This is a genomic window from Porphyromonas uenonis DSM 23387 = JCM 13868 (genome assembly GCF_000482365.1).
In the GTDB taxonomy this organism is placed as follows: Bacteria; Bacteroidota; Bacteroidia; order Bacteroidales; family Porphyromonadaceae; genus Porphyromonas; species Porphyromonas uenonis.
In genome coordinates, this window is sequence record NZ_AXVC01000021.1 from 54,648 (window position 1) to 72,124 (window position 17,477).

The window sequence follows — 17,477 nt, forward strand, 5'->3', positions numbered from 1 at the left end:
GTTGGCAGGTGGCAGTCATAGCACGGGTCGTTTCGTTAATCCTTAGACAGATAATAATCGTATGAGACAAAGACAGATATTGGGACTTTTGCTCTTCGTGCTCCTCTTGGGAGCTGGGAGTAGCTGGGCACAGACGGCAGACCAAAAGCAGGTCTACGAGGCTTATGTGAAGCGTGACGTCAACAGCTGGAAGCGAGTCATAGACCGTATGCACGCTGAGCCAAACAAGAGCTACGCTCGCATTGCCGAGCTGGTCGAGTATGAGTATGGCTACATCGCTGAGTGCATCCTACGCGACAAAAACAGCGAGGCAGAGCAATACCTCAAGCGCTACAAGGCTCATGTGGACTATCTCATCGAGTGTGACTACAAGACCGCTGAGATGACCGCCTATCTATCGGCTTACTACACTTATCGTATCGGCATATCGTGGCTCCGAGCAGCACTCGTGGGCAATAAGAGCATCAGTCTGATGAATCGTTCGATCAAGATGAACCGGCAGAATGTCATCGGCCTGATCCAGCGAGGCAATGCGCAGTACTTTGCACCAGCTTTCTTCAAGGGGGATGCGAAGCGTGGCGCTATTGACTACTTTCTTCGTGCTGAGCGTGCGATGGTTTCGCAGGGCAAGAGCAAGGGGTCGTGGCTTTACCTGAATCTCCTGGTCCAGATTGCGGAGTGCTACGTAGGCGTCGGCGAGCAGACGCAGGCAGAGGCGTGGTATCGCAAGGTTATATCCCTAGAGCCTAGGCTGACTTGGGCTCTCGACAGTAAGTACCTAGAGACCAAGCAGAAGCACGGACAGCGGTAGAACCAAGTAGGTGTCATGTCCTTCCAATTAACCTCAAAGTATAAGCCGACGGGCGACCAGCCGGAGGCTATTGCTCAGCTTTCGCAGGGAGTGCGTGATGGGTTGCCTCATCAGACACTCCTCGGTGTGACGGGCTCGGGCAAGACCTTTACCATCGCCAATGTGATCCAGCAGGTGGACCGCCCGACGCTGGTCATTAGCCACAACAAGACGTTGGCAGCGCAGTTGTACAGCGAGTTCAAGGCGTTCTTTCCCAACAATGCGGTGGAGTACTTCGTCTCCTACTACGACTACTACCAGCCGGAGGCTTATCTGATCAATACGGACACCTATATAGAGAAGGACATGGCGATCAATGCGGAGCTGGACAAGCTGCGACTGCGTGCGACCGCTTCGCTTCTCTCGGGTCGTCGCGACGTGATTGTGGTCGCCTCGGTCTCCTGCATCTACGGTATGGCCAATCCGAATGACTTTGAGAATAAGATCATCAAGCTGGAGGTGGGTATGCAGATCGAGCGGGATGCGCTGATGCGACGCCTGGCGGAGTCTTACTATGTCAACAATAAGGCGGACTTCGTGAGTGGCTCCTTTCGGGTGAAGGGAGATACGATCGACATCTTTCCCGCCATTGAGTCTTTCGAAGGAGTGGCTTACCGCATCGAGCTGTGGGACGACGAGATCGATCGGATCACCATCATTGACCCAGTCTCGGCGGAGAGCCAGGGAACACTGGACAACCTACGCATCTACCCCGCCAACCTCTTTGTAACGACGGAGGAGCAGACGCAACGTGCCATCGTGGAGATCAAAAAGGATCTGGGCGACCGCACGGCCGAGCTGGAGCGCGAGGGACATCTCTTTGAGGCGAAGCGACTCTACGAGCGAGTCTCCTATGACTTGGAAATGATCAAGGCGGTGGGCTACTGCTCGGGAATTGAGAACTACTCGCGCTATTTCGATGGTCGCAAGCCGGGCGAGCGTCCCTTCTGCTTGATGGACTACTTCCCCGATGACTACCTACTGGTCATCGATGAGAGCCACGTGTCGATACCGCAGATACGAGCGATGTATGGCGGAGATAAAGCGCGCAAGACCACCTTGGTCGAGTATGGCTTTCGTCTGCCAGCGGCTTTGGACAATAGACCGTTGGAGTTTAGCGAGTTTGTCAATCTGACGAACCAAGTGATCTACGTCAGCGCCACGCCGGCCGACTACGAGCTCAACATGAGCGAGGGCGTGGTGGTCGAGCAGGTGATACGTCCCACGGGACTACTGGACCCGCCCATCGAGATACGCCCCACGGAGCATCAGGTAGACGATCTGATGGAGGAGATCGTCATACGCACGGAGCGCAACGAGCGGACGCTGGTCACGACCCTGACGAAGCGTATGGCGGAGGAGCTGAGCGACTACCTCATACGGGCGGGCATCAAGTGCGCCTACATACACAGCGATGTGGACACGCTGGAGCGTATCCAGATTATGGACAGTCTGCGTGAGGGTGCTTACGATGTCTTGGTCGGAGTCAACCTCTTACGTGAGGGACTGGACTTTCCCGAGGTCTCGCTCGTCGCTATACTGGATGCGGACAAGGAGGGCTTCCTCCGCTCGCACCGCTCGCTCACCCAGACGGCAGGACGTGCCGCCCGCAACGTACACGGGCTGGTCATCTTCTACGCAGACAGCATCACCGACAGCATGCAGGCGACTATCGACGAGACCAACCGCCGCCGTACTAAGCAGATTGCCTACAATGAGGAGCATCACATTACTCCGACACAGGTGGTGAGCAAGCGAACGAATGCGCTCTCGCAGGAGGGCTATGTAACAACAAAATCCTCGGCACAAGCCGAAGCTTATGTCGAGGAAGAGATAGCTGTCGCCTCGCCTGTTGCTGAGTACCTCACGCAGGACAAGCTTCCAGAGCTGATCGAGCAGGTGCGCAAGCAAATGTATGCCGCCGCCAAAGAGCTCAACTTCGTCGAGGCAGCACAACTGCGTGACGAGATGTACGCACTGCAGAGTCGCCTAGAGGGTCAAAAGAAGTAACCCGTTACTTGTCGTCTTCGCGACTAGCTGCGAGCGTGACGCTGGCAGCTTCGATGATTCCTTCGATAGGCGGGATCGCTTTCTGGATGGTTATCTCGCATCTGTCCACCAGCTTGTAGTTAGTTAGTATCTCCTTTAGTATCTGTCCAGCGACATACTCAAGGAGATTATCCCGAGAGTGGCCTATCTTGTCCGCTACCACATTGTAGAGGTCTGCGTAGCTCACCGCATCGGCCACATCGTCGCTCTGGACCGCCTGGGTCGCATCGTAAGTAGCCGTGAGGTTGACGATGTATCTATTGCCCAGCACCTGCTCCTCGGGGAGCGCTCCTATATAGGAGTAGAAGTGTGCATTGACTATCCGGATGGTTGCTTTCATGGGAAGGTTGTTTGACTTAGTTCTAGCCTTTGGCTATTCGTGATCTGTATTCATAATCGCCATCGGCTCCACATGCACTACCACATGAGTGTGCTCGCCATAGTGCTCCTTGAGCTTGTTCTCTATGTGGGTAGCCCGCTCGTGAGCGAGGATGACAGGCGTCTCGTCAGGCAGGTAAATGTCCACCTCGATGGCAACGGCAGAGCCTAAGCTACGGGTATTGAGATTGTGCGGATGATGCCCTGGGTACTCGGCCTCGATGATATCTAGGATCGTCTGCTGCTCCTCCTCGGAGAGACTATGCTCAGTCAGCTCACGCCAAGGAGTCGAGATGAGCTGGGCACCCGCCCAGACGATAAAGAAACTGACACCCGCACAAGCCACTTGGTCGAGGATAGCCCACTTATTGCCCAGCAAGGCTGCCCCCAGGACACCCACGAGGACAGCGATAGAGGAGTAAGCGTCCGTGCGATGATGCCACGCATTCGCCAGCACCGTATTACTATGCACCCGCTCAGCGACCCCTTTGGTATAGCGAAAGAGCCACTCCTTCGATAGAATTGAGACAAAAGCGATGATAGCCGCCCAGAGCGAAGGCTTCTTCGGAACAACCCCAGAGGCAAAGAAGAGATAGATCGCCTCCCCACTCTTGAGCAGCATAGAGATGCCGATACCCATCAGCACGGTCGCTATGATGAGCGTAGCTATCGACTCATACTTACCATATCCATAGCGATACTTAGTATCTCTAGGCTTGCCCGCAATGCCCACAAAGAGCGTCACGATAACATCCGTGCAGAAGTCTGAGAGCGAATGTACAGCATCAGCGATCAAAGCAACACTATGCCCGACGAAGCCCACGACGAGCTTGAGGAGCGTGAGCGTTACGTTGATCAAAGCGCCCACCAGTGTCACCCGATAGATGGTACGGGTGCGCTGATCCGTATGTCGCTGTTGATTCATCAGGTGAGCTGGCTTAGTCCTCGATGAGGATCTTGCCACCGTACTTCTCGTGAAGGAGAGCAAGTCCACCCTCAGCCGTCTCTTTGTAGAGGCTCGGCAGGTCCTTACCCGTCTGGTGCATGGCTGCGACCACCTGATCAAAGCTCACACGGTGACGGCCATCGGTAAAGTTGGCATAGGTATTCGCATCCAGCGCACGGCTAGCCGCAAAAGCATTGCGCTCGATACAGGGGATCTGCACCAGTCCGCAGACAGGATCACAAGTAAGCCCCAGGTGGTGCTCCAAGCCCATCTCGGCCGCATACTCGATCTGATGGAGCGTCCCGCCGAAGAGCTGACTAGCCGCCGCAGCAGCCATAGCGCAGGCGACACCCACCTCGCCCTGACAGCCTACCTCAGCGCCACTGATCGAAGCGTTCGTACGCACCACATTGGCAAAGAGTCCCGCCGTAGCCAAGGCACGCAGGATACGTTCATCACGGAAGCCGCGCGTCTCCTGTAGATACAGAAGTACCGCTGGCATGACACCACACGAACCGCAGGTAGGCGCTGTGACGACCCGTCCGCCAGCAGCGTTTTGCTCACTCACCGCCAAGGCGTAGGAGTAGACCATACCACGAGTCCGGACGCTATCCTTGTAGCTCAGAGACTTGACCAGCGTGTCGGCCGCTTTGCGACGCAGACGCAGGCCTCCCGGCAGGACACCTTCGGCAGCCAGTCCCTCTTGCACACTCTGCTTCATCACTTCCCATACCTCAGCGAGGTAGTCCCATATATCGGGTCCCTCGCAGCGCTCGACGTACTCCCAGTAAGAGAGGCCTCGCTGGTCCAGATAATCCATAATGTCAGCCATCGTCGAGAGTTCGTAGACCGGCGTCGTGACCTGCTCGTTGAAGTTCTCATTGGCGAGCGTACCGCCACCGATGCTATAGACCTTGAACTCCTTGAGCTCCTTGCCCTCCTTGTCAAAGGCGACAAACCTCATCCCGTTCGGGTGAAAGGTGAGCTCCACACGAGGCTCCCAGAGGATCGTCGTCGGGTGGACTGGGTTGAGCACAGAGAGTATCGCTTGGTCCGTCATGTGCCCCTTGCCGGTAGCAGCAAGGCTCCCATAAAGGGTCACTTCGATACGCTCCACGGGTAGCTCCTTGATTTGCGTCAGAAACATCTTCGAGGCTCGCATAGGAGCTATCGTATGGCTACTGCTCGGTCCGTGACCGATCTTATATATTTGCTTGATAGAGTCCATCATAGTTGTTAGGCGTGTAGTCTAGTTGACGGGTCAAAGGTACGAAAAAGAGATTAGAGGGTAGAAGCTAGAAACTAGAAGTCAGATATTAGAGGTGAGAAGGCAGAGATTTAGGGCGGAGTTTTCAGATAGTTCCTCCCTTGGAACTAAAAAGTTCCTCCGCTGGAACTCGAAAGTTCCTCCCTTGGAACTAAAAAGTTCCAAAGGTGGAACTACTTTTGGAACTCGTATATATAACGAAATCAGCACGCTACGAAGCTTCGCGCGTGCTGACAGTTTGCATTCCTATGACAGTCTATTCGGCTACCCCTTGATGCTGGCGAGGTACTGGCCGTAGGTACTACCTCGCTGCTGATCAGCAGCGGATTGCAGCTGAGCGAGCGTGATCCAGCCCTGATGAAAGGCGATCTCCTCCAGACAGGCGATCACCAGTCCCTGACGCTTCTGTATGACACTGACATAGTTGGTCGCCTCCATGAGCGCCTCATGGGTACCCGTATCGAGCCATGCGAAGCCACGTCCGAGGGATATGACGGAGAGCTGCTGTTGCTGCAGGTAGTAGTCATTGACCGCTGTGATCTCTAGCTCCCCACGCTCCGAGGGGGTGATGCTTTGCGCCACTTGAACCACATCATTTGGATAGAAGTAAAGACCCACGACGGCTAGATTACTCTTGGGATGCTGAGGCTTCTCCTCTATATCTGTAGGCTTGCCACTGGCATCTAGAGCAACGACACCATAGCGTGTCGGATCAGAGACGGGATAGCCGAAGATGGTGGCGAGGCGATGCTGGATGACGTTGTCCCGAGCTGCAGCTAGTTGTGTGGCAAAGCTGGCTCCGTGAAAGAGATTGTCGCCAAGGACCATACAGACGTCGTCCGTGCCGATGAACTCCCGTCCTATGATGAAAGCTTGCGCCAAGCCTTCAGGACGAGGCTGCTCGGCATACGTTAGCTCGATACCATAAGCGGTGCCATCGCCTAGGAGGCGCTCGAAGCTCGGCAGATCCTGTGGCGTGCTGATGATCAGGATATCGCGAATGCCCGCTAGCATCAGCGTAGAGAGCGGATAGTAAATCATCGGCTTGTCGTAGACCGGCAGGAGCTGCTTACTGACAGACTTGGTCAGTGGATAGAGTCTGCTACCCGTACCGCCTGCTAGTATGATACCCTTCATAGAGTCATAGATTAAAGTGTAGAAACGTAGTGTCTGACCTCTGCAAGCGAAGCCTCCCGCTGTAGCACGATACCATCGGAGGAGACAACATATATGACAGGCGTGGTAGCTAGGTCATAGAGTGACTCCTCGAGGAGCCGCAGATCCCCATTGAAGGCGGGTGTACCAAAGGGTGGTAGCGCCGAGAGGCCCTGCTCCCACTCGCTACGCTCGTAGACAAGCGAGACGTAGAGTATCTCCACCTTGCCAGCTTGATTAGCTCGTTGTAATATCTGGTCGTGAGTCACCTCCTCCAGTAGATGCGTACAGCGATCACATCCGGGGGTGTAGAAGATGACCACCTTGGGCTTGCTACGTAGTGCGTAGAGCGTTGTGTCGGCAAAGGTGTAGCCCTCTGCTGCTGGCTGTGCTAGGATCATAGTAAAGTCTGAGGCAGGTGTACCGACTTGGTTTTGCGACACGATAGAGAGCATGTCTTTGTAGACCACTTGGTCTACATACTCTACCTGTGGTGCTGTGGTGGCCCACTGCAGGGCTTGGATATAGAGTTTGTGATTCTTCAGAGGCGATCTGCTCTCATAAAGGTACTTGGTGTAGAGCCGGAGAGCCTCGCTCAGAGCTTTGCCACGCATCAGTTTGAGCGGGCGGAGTAAGTCCTCCTGGGTGACACTTCCTGCAGGCATATTGCTATATACATATAGGTAGTCCACAAATCCCTGCTCCATGGCAGCGGAGTCGATCACCTGCTCCATGGCAGCCTCTGGCCAACGGTCGAAGAAGTGCTCCAGGGCATAGTGCGCCCGCTCTAGTGGCTCCCGTACATTCTCGGGAATCTCAACCATCGGATAGGGCTGTACTGTCACTTCGTTGACCCGCGTCGTGTCCACGACCTCAAAGGAGGCCTCCAGCGGCACAGGTGTCTGAGTATGTTGCTTGCCGGTAGCACTGCAGGAGAAGAGAGCTAGGGTGAGCAGGATAGTCGTAGAGATCAGTTGTAGGAAGTGAGGCATATAGCTCTGTCTATGAATGGTGGTGAGTGAATGGGTAAAAAAGAGACGCACCACGCCCTGTGAAAGTTCAAGAGCGTGATGCGTTTTGGGAAAGAGAGACTACTTCAGCGTACCGGCCTTAGCCTCTTCGATCATCTTCTGGCTAGGTAGGATGAAGACCTCTACACGACGGTTCTTGCGCTTACCCTCAGCGGTTGCGTTCGTGTCTACAGGCTCATGGCTACCACGTCCCTCGTACTTCATACGTGTAGAGGAGACACCCTGACCCTCGAGGAAGTCGCGGACGCTCTTAGCGCGATCACGTGAGAGCGGATCGTTGATACGATCGTTGCCCGAGCTGTCGGTGTGACCGATGATCTCTAGGACGGTGTCATGGTTCTTATTGAGGTTGTCCGCAAACTTACGCAGATCATTGCGTGAAGAGGAGCTTAGCGTGCTCGAGCTGGTGTTGAAGAGTAGACCGCTGTCGAAGACGACCTTGATAGCCTGTCCCTCGTTGACGGACTCAACCTGCGTACCCTCGGGTAGCTGCTGCTCGAGCTCCTTCTTCTGCTTGTCCATGCGATTGCCGATGAGTGCACCAGCAGCACCGCCTACGACGGCACCGATAGCTGCACCAGCGCCCGTATTGCCGGCGACCTTACCGATACCAGCACCTAGACCAGCACCTACGGCTGTACCAGCGCCAGCACCGAGGAGAGTCCCGTTGATTGCTCCACAACTAGATAGGGAGAGAGCCACGGCTACAATGCCCGCTGTGATAGATAGTTTGTTCATAATTGCTGTGATATTTGAGTTAGTAAATATGTCGTTAATATGTATGTGTCTAAGCTTTGACCTTATGCCTTATTACTGAAGTAACGCATAAACTGTGAGCGCATGTAGAGCTCTTGGTCTGACTGCTTAGAGGCGTTGAGGTTACCTCTAAACTCATCGATAGATCTGTATCCATGCTGAGTCATCCACTGTGTGAGCTCCTCGAGCATCTTCGTCAGATGGGGTACCCCGTGCTGATATAGAGCCGAGGCAACCTGTACAGAGCTAGCCCCGACGAGGAGACTCTTGACGATGCCGGCGTAGTCCATGACACCTCCTGAGGCTGAGACAGCGAGCTGAGGGAGCTTGCCAGTGAGGAGCCCCGTATACTTCAGCGTGTTATACAGCTCGTGACCCGTCGAGATGACAGGGCCCTGGACGATCTCTAGGGTATCTATATTGATATCGGTCTGCCAGCTCTTGTTAAAGCAGGTCAAGCCCTTGACGCCACTCTTGACCAGCTCCTGTGCCAGGTAAAGAATATTGGTAAAGCGATCTGAGATCTTGAAGACGACAGGTATCTGTACGGTACGGGTGATCGAGATAGCTAGATCTACGAGCTCCTTCTCCAGATCACTACCACGCTGTGCAGGATCCGTCTCGATGCGCATCACGTTGAGCTCGAGCGCATCTGCACCTGCCTCCTCTATGCTACGGGCAAAAGAGAGCCACTCGCCACCACGATAACAGTTGATACTGGCGATGACGGGGATGTCAATAGCCTGCTTAGCCTCACGGATTAGGTCTAGATACTTCTCTACCTCATGCTGACGCGTGTAGTGTAGCATGTAGTCCAGCCCCTCTGGATAAGAGGTGGCCATCTCGGCCTCAGCTTGCAAAGCCGTCGCTTCTATCTGCTCCTCAAAGAGCGACTTAAGTATTACTGCGCCTGCGCCAGCCTGTGCTAACGCCTTAACCTGCTGGAGTGAGGATGTGAGACCCGAGCTGCCAGCTATGATTGGATTGCGAAGGACGATACCTCCGTAGTGTGATGTCAAGTCCACCATGCTATTTGTGCTATGTTACTACTCGCAAAGATACAAAATAAGCTTGATTGCGCCATCGTTTGGTCAATTCAAAAAGTTGTCGTACCTTTGCATCACCAAAACGCAGAAAAGACGGTGCCATAGCTCAGTTGGTAGAGCAAAGGACTGAAAATCCTTGTGTCCCCGGTTCGATTCCTGGTGGCACCACTCTGATACGATTTTGAGACCTCGCAATGATTGCGGGGTCTTTTTTTTTGTGCTTATCGGCCGACTGATCTACCACCTGACGTGACCTCGCTAGTGAGATCGCACCTTCTGTCGTGCCCTTAACTGAAGCTTTATAGATGAGGCCTTGGGTAATCCGACATTTATCAGTACTTTTGTGAAAGCGTATCCTAATACTTCAACGATTAACTTATGACACATAGCACACAATATAGATGGGGCTGGCTGATCGCCCTACTCGCTCTCTCCTTTGGGATCATATCTGCACAGCAGAGCACCACGTCTCAGCGGGTGACGGTCGCATTCTATAACTTGGAGAACCTCTTTGACACCATCGATCAGGAGAACAATGACGAGGAGTTTCTTCCCGAGGGAGCCAATCGCTGGACGCCCGAGCGCTACCAGCACAAGCTCCGCAACATGTCTCACGTGATCTCACTCATCGGTGGCAATGGCCCTGCAATCATCGGGGTGGCCGAGATAGAGAATAGAGGCGTCCTCGAGGATCTGATCGCCGAGGAGTCACTACGGGATAAGCACTACAATATCGTACACTACGACTCGCCTGATCGTCGTGGCATAGACTGCGCTATACTCTACCAGCCTGATGTTTATAAGGTCTTTGCATCAGGTGCCAGAGCCGTAGAGATACCTAATGAGCCGTGGATCAAGACACGAGATGTGGTCTACGCCTCGGGACTCCTCGATGGTGAGATCGTACATGTCCTCGTGGGTCACTGGCCCTCACGTAGCGGTGGTGAGGCGGTCTCTCTGCATCGTCGTATGGCTGCTGCTAAGACGATGCGTAGCGTGGCGGACTCACTCTATACACTCTTCCCAGGCAGCAAAGTGATCATGATGGGAGACTTCAACGATGACCCCATCAGCCCCAGTGTACGCGAAGGCCTCGGTGTGCAGAATCATCCAGAGCAGACGAAGCCGGCTGACTACTACACCCCTATGCTACAACTATATAATAAGGGTATGGGGACACTCGCTTATCGTGACGTGTGGAATCTCTTTGATATCATCGTCGTCAATGGCGAGCTCATCGGTAGCAACCCCACGACCTGGCAACTATACCGTGATCCCGAGACGACCGACATGGGCTTTATCTTCAAGCAGCCTTTCATGATTCAGCAGAGCGGCCAGTACAAGGGATATACGCTCCGCACCTTCGTCGGCGGGCAGTGGAAAGGGGGTTACTCAGACCACTTCCCCGTGTATGTCTACCTAGTCAAGGGTGTAGCAACAAAGTAGCTCCGCATCGTTGTCGCAATAGACTTTATGTAGTTGCCTCGTAGCATGACCGAAGATGAACTGCAAGAGCAGATTATGAAGCCTGAGACACGTGCCGTCGCCTTTACGGAGGCGGTACAGATGTATCAGGAGAAGCTCTACTGGTTGATCCGTCGCATCGTCAGACAGCATGACGATGCGGACGACGTGCTACAGGAGACCTTTCTGAAGGCGTGGCAAAATCTTGGTTCCTTCAGAGGAGAGGCAAAGTTTTACACCTGGATCTATCGCATCGCTCTCTTTGAGGCGATCAACTACAACAAAAAGAAGAAGCGCATCACGGACAACGAATACGCTGTCAGTGAAGATACTAGCTACCTCCTAGAGAGTGCCGTCGCAAACCCATACTTCGATGGAGACAAGGGCGAACTAATCTTACAGCAAGCCCTCGAGACGCTTCCTCCGAAGCAACGACAGGTCTTCGAGATGCGCTACTTTGATGAGATGCCTTACCGAGAGATGGCTGCCATTACAGACACCTCTGAAGGAGCCCTCAAAGCGTCGTACCACCATGCTGTCAAGAAGATTCAGCAGTACGTCTCCAATCTGGATTAAACTTACCAGGCTCACCTATATCCAATAAGGTGTAAGAGGAGACGTCCCCCCGCGAGGTCGCTCTAGACTAGACATAATCACATCTCATGCCTACACCTTCAGAAGATAACATCCGTCAGATACCCCCGCTCTCGGAGCGGCTAGCGCATTACCATGTGCCTGAGGGATACTTTGATGACCTATCCACTCGTATCCTATCGCAGATACCGCTTGATGAGCCAGTGCCTGCGTCAGACACCGTAGTGGCGCCTAGCTCTCATCGTAGAGCTAAGCTATGGGTGAAGCTACGCCCATGGACTGCTGTCGCGGCAGTCGTAATCGCCGTGGTAGCTCTATGGGGCGTATGGCGCGGAGATGTCCAGGAGCCGCTTCGCTCGAGCGATGAGGTGGCTAATTCTGTCTACGATCTCAGTGTGACCCCTCTCACAGACGCCGAGTACGCAGACTATCTATACGAGACCTGTGTAGATATTCTCCTAGATGACTACGCTATAGGAGAGACACTGGGAGCACTCTCTGAGGATGAGCTATAAAACGATGACAAACGCCTAGACACGATATGACACGACGCACGCTTTACCACCTACTATGGATACTCCTTCCTATACTACTCCTGCCCGACCTCGTCGTAGCGCAGCAGTCTCGTAGTGAGACAGACAGTCGTAGACGAGAGGAGCTGGTCAAGCAGCGCAAAGAGTTTTTCGCACAGGAGCTAGGCCTGACAGCTGACGAAGCTACTTACCTGGACCGTACCCTACGAGAAGCAGACAAAAAGCGGATACCGCTATGGCGTGAGCTCCGAGAGCAGTACGAACTGACAAAGAGCGAGACTCTATCAGAGGCGCAAGCGACTAAGTGCCTCCAGCGTGAGCAACAGATCAAACTGCAACTCGCAGAGATAGACGAGCAGACTATGACAAAGCTACGCAAGCAGATACCTGCTCGTAAGTTGGTCAACTATCAGCAGGTACAGCGAGAGTTCGCTAGAAAGTATATCAAGCGCAGTCAGTCCTACCGCTCAGACCGAAGGTAGTTCAGCAATTACAAACGCCGTCAATGGATCAACGTGTGTATTTGCTCGCACAGGCGCTTGTTTATTCAATTAAATGTCGTATCTTTGCACCACGATCGGCACGAGAAGGGAGCTTTCTCTCCCGTATCACGCCAATCAGAAGCTTCGGGGTGTAGCGCAGTCCGGTTAGCGCACCTGCTTTGGGAGCAGGGGGTCCCAGGTTCGAATCCTGGTACCCCGACAAAGAAGCTAAGATGAAAATAGAGTGGCACACTGGTGTCACTCTATTTTTGTTTCTATTGCCAATTCATCCGCTGCTATCGCCTTTTCGCAGGTTTCTATTTTCACTCCTCCCGCTTGTATTTTCGATTGATGATAGGCAGGAGCATGATAGCTATGCCCCCCACGGAGATAGTCCACAGCGTCTGTACAGCATGCACGATCAGGGCGAACTGCCCCGCCTCAGCCTCGCTCACACCGAAGGCGGTAAGCGATATAATCACCGCATAGTGCCACGGACCTACCCCTGCAGGCGTAGGCACGGCAATCATCAAGGTGGAGAGCACAAAAGTGGCAAAAGCAATACGATGCCCCAGCTCAGCAGTGAAAGCAAAAGCGCCAAATGTGACGTAGAAGAAGTAGTAGTAAGCGACCCACAAGAGGATCGTAAGCACGAGAAACTGGCTCCAAGCGCGCCATCCTCTCAATGTTGAGGCAGCCTGCAGGACAGAGCGTAGCTTGCTTCTGACACGCTGCATAAAGTGACTCTTCCTAAATCGATAGAGGACCAGCACGATGACGAGTAGTACCCCGCTCGCGATGATCCATGCAGTGGTGTAGTCTGATGAAAAGAGGCGCCCCAACCCACCTCCGAGCGACAGTCCCCGTGTGGCTAAGATCTGTGATATAGCACCCGCCTGAAACAGCATCATAGCGACTAGGAGCGCTAAGACGATGAGTGCATCTGACAGACGGTCCACTAGGAGCGTGCCGACCGTTGCCGAGAGCGCATAGTCCTCCCGCTGCTTCATCTCCGTGCAGCGCCACACCTCGCCAGCACGTGGTATGACAAAGTTGACCGCATAGCTCCCGACTGTGATTAAGATGGGATTGATAGGTCGTGCCGGTGGGTTGTAGAGCGGTCGCATCAGCAGATGCCAGCGATAGCCTCGCACCACATTGCCCAGGAGTCCCAGAGGCAGAGACAAGAGCAGATACTCGTAGCGCACACCATGCTGTAGCAAGCGTAGCGTGTCAGCGAGCTCTAGATGGCGATAGAGGTAAAACAATATCGCTAGGCCTATGAGGAGTGGCAAGAAGTTCTTCAGCCACCACTGCCAAGAGTGTCGTACTGTCTTCACGCTCCAAAAGTACGAAAAAGAAGTTAGAGGCTAGAGATTAGAGGTTAGAGATTAGTTCTCTAGTGGCACTAGTAGCTCTAGCCAACAGCCAACAGCCAACAGCCTGTTTACAACAGCAAAGGTCACCTAACCCTCACTAAGAGGACTAGGTGACCTTCAACATGTTTTGTTGCTTAGGTTATCTCAGATTCTGAGTGATCTAGAGAAGTTGGTGTTTACTTCTTGATCTGATCAGCAGCCTCCTGAGCCTTGTCAGCAGCAGCGTTAGCTGCGTCTGCAGCAGCGTCTGCAGTAGCGTTAGCCTCATCAGCAACTACCTGAGCTGCATCCTGAGTTGCCTGCTGTAGATCCTGAGCAGCTGCGTCAAGATTCTCCTGAGCGTTCTCAACATTCTGCTCAGCATTCTGAGCGTCCTGAGTTTTGTTCTCCTTGTTGCAAGAAACAAGGCTTAGAGCTGCAACAGCAGCTACGAGTACAAATACCTTCTTCATATTAGCTTTAGTATAAGTGATTAGTAACTGGTGCAAAGGTACACATTATTTTCGAATGTGCAAGGGGTTAGGATACCTAGGATTAGTTCTTTGATCTTTCAAACCGTCTAAACAGTCGGGTCAAATGCTTTGTGGAAGCGGTCTAATGGCACAAAAGCATCAATTCATTGATTGACTTCTGATCTTTAATGAGATTGAGAAAATCTACCACCCGATGAGAGCGGCACGGGGTGGAGCCCCTTTATCAAGTCATCAAGTGTATAATAAGCGTAGGAAACGCCCGGCAGATGACCCGTAGGCGTGATCTGATAGTCAGGGATGCCTGTGCTATTGTAAGCGAGTGCGACAAACTCGGTGCAGTAGAGCGTGGTCGTATCTCTGAGGTCAAAGCGCGAGTCAAACCTCTTGGGATACCTCCCCCCAGGGCGATGTAGCGCTATGTAGGCTCTCATCTTCTGCAAGCCTAAGCTGTCTAGCGCTAAGGCGGGATAGATAGCGACCGCCTCAGACTCCATCAGGAAGCTGTCTAGTGGCTGGCGGAAGATGCCGTCAGCACCGAGCGAGCTGTCCTGATAGGCATGCCATACGACCCAGCGATGGCTAGTAGAGTCATAGTCGATGATACCGCAGTGGCTGTAGCTCTGCCCCTCGGAGGCCACCTTGCTAAAGAATGCCGAGAGCATCCCCTCGCCACGACGCAGTATGAGACTGCCAGGTCGCAGTGTCGTCGTATCAATGGCGATCATCTCTCGCTCGTGATGAGACGAGCAGGCGACAGTACCAGATAGAGCAAGCCCCAAGAGCAGTAGGAGGAGAGACCTCACTAGCTCTTGGGGCTTGTGATAGATAGACTTCATCATAAGATTAAGTCTAGAAGAGTGCGTGTCGGAGTGACAGTCGCCTCGGTTACTTCATAGGGACCTCAACGATCTTCCACTCGTTGTTCACCTGGGTGAGGACCACCTTCTGCTTGAGTGTGTCTGGATCGTCTGAGGAGTCGATCGTCTCGACATAGCAAGTAATCGTATCTTGCCCCTCCGTGCGAGCGATACGGCTCATAGTTTTAGCTCTAGCGGCCTTTTCCTCTTCAGACTCTTCGGAGGCAAAGTAGGACACAACATTTACATACGCCTCAGCCTGCTCAGAAGCTGTGTAGGTACGAGCCTTGTCGTAGTCGCCAGCATTGAGCGCCTTGAAGAAGTCCATCGCGACCCGCTCCGCCTTTTTCTGGGGAGTAGAACAAGCTACAAACGCCAGCATGCTGACGAATGCGAAACTGATTAAAGCTAATCTCTTCATAATATATAAGGTCTTAAAGGTTAGTAGTTCCTATTTCCTCTGTAGTCTAGGGGGATGTATTGACGGGGTGGCTTGTGTCTCCCCCACCCCATCAATATCCGCTTATAGTTGCTTCTTAGGCTTGATGTGGTCGAGCTTAGAGGGCTGGGTCATGTGCTTGGGATCCATCACCTCGTCGAGATCCTTCTTGTCTAGGATGCCGTGCTCCAGGACTAGCTCGTAGATACCCTTGCCCGTCTCAAGAGCCTCCTTGGCAATCTTGGTTGAGTTCTTATAACCGATGATTGGGTTGAGCGCCGTGACGATCGTGATCGAAGCCTCGATCTGCTGACGGCAACGCTCCTCGTTGGGCGTGATACCTGTGATACAACGCTCGATGAGGGTCGTGATACCACGCATCATCAGGTCAGAGCTCTCGAAGCAGCACTGAGCCATGACAGGCTCCATAGCGTTGAGCTCCATCTGAGCAGCATCGCCAGCCATCAGGACGGTCGTATCGTTGCCCATCACCTTGTAGCATACCTGACTCATCACCTCAGGGATGACGGGGTTCACCTTACCTGGCATGATGGAGGAGCCTGGTTGCATCGCGGGTACGTTAAACTCGCCAATACCAGCTCTAGGACCAGAGGAGAGGAGACGGATGTCGTTGCAGATCTTATTGATCTTGACAGCGATACGACGTAGTGCGGATGAGTAGCCGATCATGACGGAGGTGTCGCTCGTAGCACCGACGAGGTCAGCGCTCAGCTTGACTGGCCAGCCCGTGATCTCAGCCAATGCCTTGACACAAGCCTCTGCATAGCCTGGCTCTGAGGCGATACCAGTACCGATAGCGGTAGCACCCATATTAACCGTTAGGAACTCCTCGCTGGCACTCTTGAGCCTAGGTAGCTCCTCCTCTAGGATAGATGCAAAGCCGTGGAAGGTCTGTCCCAGCGTCATAGGTACAGCATCTTGTAGCTGCGTACGACCTATCTTGAGGACATGCTTCATCTCCTCAGCCTTAGCACGGAGCGCTGCAACAAGCTGCTCGACATGCTTGTACACCTCTAGTCCCTTGGGGTATAGCCCTAGGTGAATGGCTGTGGGGTAAGCATCATTGGTTGACTGTGAAGCGTTGACTCCATCATTGGGAGCGAGGAACTTGTACTCGCCAGGCTTGTGACCCATCTTCTGGAGGGCAATATTGCAGATCACCTCGTTGGCAGCCATATTGGTCGTCGTACCAGCGCCACCCTGTATCATATCCACTGCAAAAGCATCGTGATGCTTGCCAGCGATCAGTTCCTTGCAGGCGAAGACGATAGCCTCGTACTGCTCATCGGTCAGGATGCCCTCGCTGTGGTTGGCAACAGCCGCACCCCACTTAGTGTAGGCTAGACCCTTGATGAAGTAAGGGTACTGGCTCAGCTTGAAGTTGCTAATCTGAAAGTTCTCCATACCGCGTAGCGTCTGCACCCCATAGAGTGCGTCTGCGGGTAGTTGGCGATCGCCTAGCAGGTCGCCTTCCGTTCTCATTTGCTTATTAGCCGTCATGTCTATATAGTTGTATTATCTGTATTTTGCTTTGCAAGAGAGTTCTAGAGACGCTTTCTTACCCGTGAGACTCTGTATCGAGTGTGGGTGTGCGAGCGTGACTGTACAATCCGTTTGGCAAAGATACCTCTTTATTTTCTTACAGCGAAATGAAGGGGCCAAGCGGGACGTGTAACGGCTGTAGGGACGCACGGTCGTGCGTCCGTCCCCGTTAAAACCACTGATGCCGTAACTTTTGACACAACAAATGCACAGGT

General features: G+C 53.4%; 18 protein-coding genes and 2 tRNA genes. 8 read left to right on the forward strand and 12 right to left on the reverse strand.

What is annotated here, in order from left to right:
• Window positions 1–61: 61 nt before the first annotated feature.
• Window positions 62–811: a hypothetical protein gene (locus L215_RS0100810; RefSeq protein WP_025883102.1), complete on the forward strand. Its 750-nt coding sequence runs from the start codon at window positions 62–64 to the stop codon at window positions 809–811.
• Window positions 812–826: 15 nt separating this feature from the next.
• Window positions 827–2,860 carry an excinuclease ABC subunit UvrB gene (gene uvrB / locus L215_RS0100815; RefSeq protein ID WP_027451192.1) on the forward strand — a complete coding sequence of 678 codons (2,034 nt, stop codon included), beginning with the start codon at window positions 827–829 and terminating at the stop codon, window positions 2,858–2,860.
• Window positions 2,861–2,864: 4 nt separating this feature from the next.
• Here uvrB and folB read toward each other — a convergent pair whose 3' ends face one another.
• The 7 genes from folB to L215_RS0100850 all read right to left on the reverse strand — a co-directional run bounded on the left by folB (window position 2,865) and on the right by L215_RS0100850 (window position 9,460).
• On the reverse strand, window positions 2,865–3,239 hold the full coding sequence (gene folB / locus L215_RS0100820; RefSeq protein WP_025883103.1) for a dihydroneopterin aldolase: 375 nt from the start codon (window positions 3,237–3,239) through the stop codon (window positions 2,865–2,867).
• A gap of 33 nt (window positions 3,240–3,272) precedes the next feature.
• Complete coding sequence (locus L215_RS0100825) at window positions 3,273–4,202, reverse strand: cation diffusion facilitator family transporter (protein WP_025883104.1); 930 nt, start codon at window positions 4,200–4,202, stop codon at window positions 3,273–3,275.
• A gap of 13 nt (window positions 4,203–4,215) precedes the next feature.
• Window positions 4,216–5,451 (reverse strand): L-serine ammonia-lyase, encoded by a 1,236-nt coding sequence (locus L215_RS0100830; RefSeq protein WP_025883105.1) that lies wholly within the window; start codon window positions 5,449–5,451, stop codon window positions 4,216–4,218.
• Between the two features lie 303 nt (window positions 5,452–5,754).
• On the reverse strand, window positions 5,755–6,627 hold the full coding sequence (rfbA, locus tag L215_RS0100835; protein ID WP_025883106.1) for a glucose-1-phosphate thymidylyltransferase RfbA: 873 nt from the start codon (window positions 6,625–6,627) through the stop codon (window positions 5,755–5,757).
• Window positions 6,628–6,638: 11 nt separating this feature from the next.
• The gene (locus L215_RS0100840) at window positions 6,639–7,637 is read right to left on the reverse strand and encodes a DUF5106 domain-containing protein (protein WP_025883107.1); all 999 of its coding nucleotides are present in this window, start codon (window positions 7,635–7,637) and stop codon (window positions 6,639–6,641) included.
• Window positions 7,638–7,736: 99 nt separating this feature from the next.
• The gene (locus tag L215_RS0100845; RefSeq protein WP_025883108.1) at window positions 7,737–8,414 is read right to left on the reverse strand and encodes a YiaD family glycine zipper/OmpA-like lipoprotein; all 678 of its coding nucleotides are present in this window, start codon (window positions 8,412–8,414) and stop codon (window positions 7,737–7,739) included.
• Between the two features lie 62 nt (window positions 8,415–8,476).
• The gene (locus L215_RS0100850) at window positions 8,477–9,460 is read right to left on the reverse strand and encodes a dihydroorotate dehydrogenase-like protein (RefSeq protein ID WP_027451193.1); all 984 of its coding nucleotides are present in this window, start codon (window positions 9,458–9,460) and stop codon (window positions 8,477–8,479) included.
• Between the two features lie 113 nt (window positions 9,461–9,573).
• On the opposite strand from L215_RS0100850, the gene L215_RS0100855 reads away from it, so the two are divergent.
• The 6 genes from L215_RS0100855 (at window position 9,574) to L215_RS0100880 (ending at window position 12,771) form a co-directional block, all read left to right on the forward strand.
• Window positions 9,574–9,646 (forward strand) — tRNA-Phe (locus L215_RS0100855).
• A gap of 210 nt (window positions 9,647–9,856) precedes the next feature.
• Window positions 9,857–10,924 (forward strand): endonuclease/exonuclease/phosphatase family protein, encoded by a 1,068-nt coding sequence (locus tag L215_RS0100860; protein ID WP_027451194.1) that lies wholly within the window; start codon window positions 9,857–9,859, stop codon window positions 10,922–10,924.
• Between the two features lie 45 nt (window positions 10,925–10,969).
• A complete protein-coding gene (locus L215_RS0100865) occupies window positions 10,970–11,518 on the forward strand; it encodes an RNA polymerase sigma factor (RefSeq protein ID WP_025883110.1) in 549 nt (182 codons plus the stop codon).
• 86 nt (window positions 11,519–11,604) lie between these two features.
• Entirely contained in the window at window positions 11,605–12,051 is a 447-nt protein-coding gene (locus tag L215_RS0100870; RefSeq protein WP_025883111.1) for a hypothetical protein, read from the forward strand.
• 26 nt (window positions 12,052–12,077) lie between these two features.
• Window positions 12,078–12,551 (forward strand): hypothetical protein, encoded by a 474-nt coding sequence (locus tag L215_RS0100875; RefSeq protein ID WP_025883113.1) that lies wholly within the window; start codon window positions 12,078–12,080, stop codon window positions 12,549–12,551.
• Between the two features lie 145 nt (window positions 12,552–12,696).
• Window positions 12,697–12,771, forward strand: a tRNA-Pro gene (locus L215_RS0100880).
• A gap of 103 nt (window positions 12,772–12,874) precedes the next feature.
• Here L215_RS0100880 and L215_RS09130 read toward each other — a convergent pair.
• The 5 genes from L215_RS09130 to L215_RS0100905 all read right to left on the reverse strand — a co-directional run bounded on the left by L215_RS09130 (window position 12,875) and on the right by L215_RS0100905 (window position 17,220).
• Window positions 12,875–13,891: a lysylphosphatidylglycerol synthase transmembrane domain-containing protein gene (locus L215_RS09130; RefSeq protein WP_025883114.1), complete on the reverse strand. Its 1,017-nt coding sequence runs from the start codon at window positions 13,889–13,891 to the stop codon at window positions 12,875–12,877.
• Between the two features lie 215 nt (window positions 13,892–14,106).
• Window positions 14,107–14,382: a hypothetical protein gene (locus L215_RS0100890; protein WP_025883115.1), complete on the reverse strand. Its 276-nt coding sequence runs from the start codon at window positions 14,380–14,382 to the stop codon at window positions 14,107–14,109.
• A gap of 185 nt (window positions 14,383–14,567) precedes the next feature.
• Complete coding sequence (locus tag L215_RS0100895) at window positions 14,568–15,242, reverse strand: YiiX/YebB-like N1pC/P60 family cysteine hydrolase (RefSeq protein ID WP_238296368.1); 675 nt, start codon at window positions 15,240–15,242, stop codon at window positions 14,568–14,570.
• Between the two features lie 46 nt (window positions 15,243–15,288).
• The gene (locus L215_RS0100900) at window positions 15,289–15,681 is read right to left on the reverse strand and encodes a nuclear transport factor 2 family protein (protein ID WP_025883118.1); all 393 of its coding nucleotides are present in this window, start codon (window positions 15,679–15,681) and stop codon (window positions 15,289–15,291) included.
• 102 nt (window positions 15,682–15,783) lie between these two features.
• Window positions 15,784–17,220, reverse strand: a complete 1,437-nt coding sequence (locus L215_RS0100905) for an aspartate ammonia-lyase (protein WP_027451195.1) — start codon at window positions 17,218–17,220, stop codon at window positions 15,784–15,786.
• Between the last annotated feature and the right edge of the window lie 257 nt (window positions 17,221–17,477).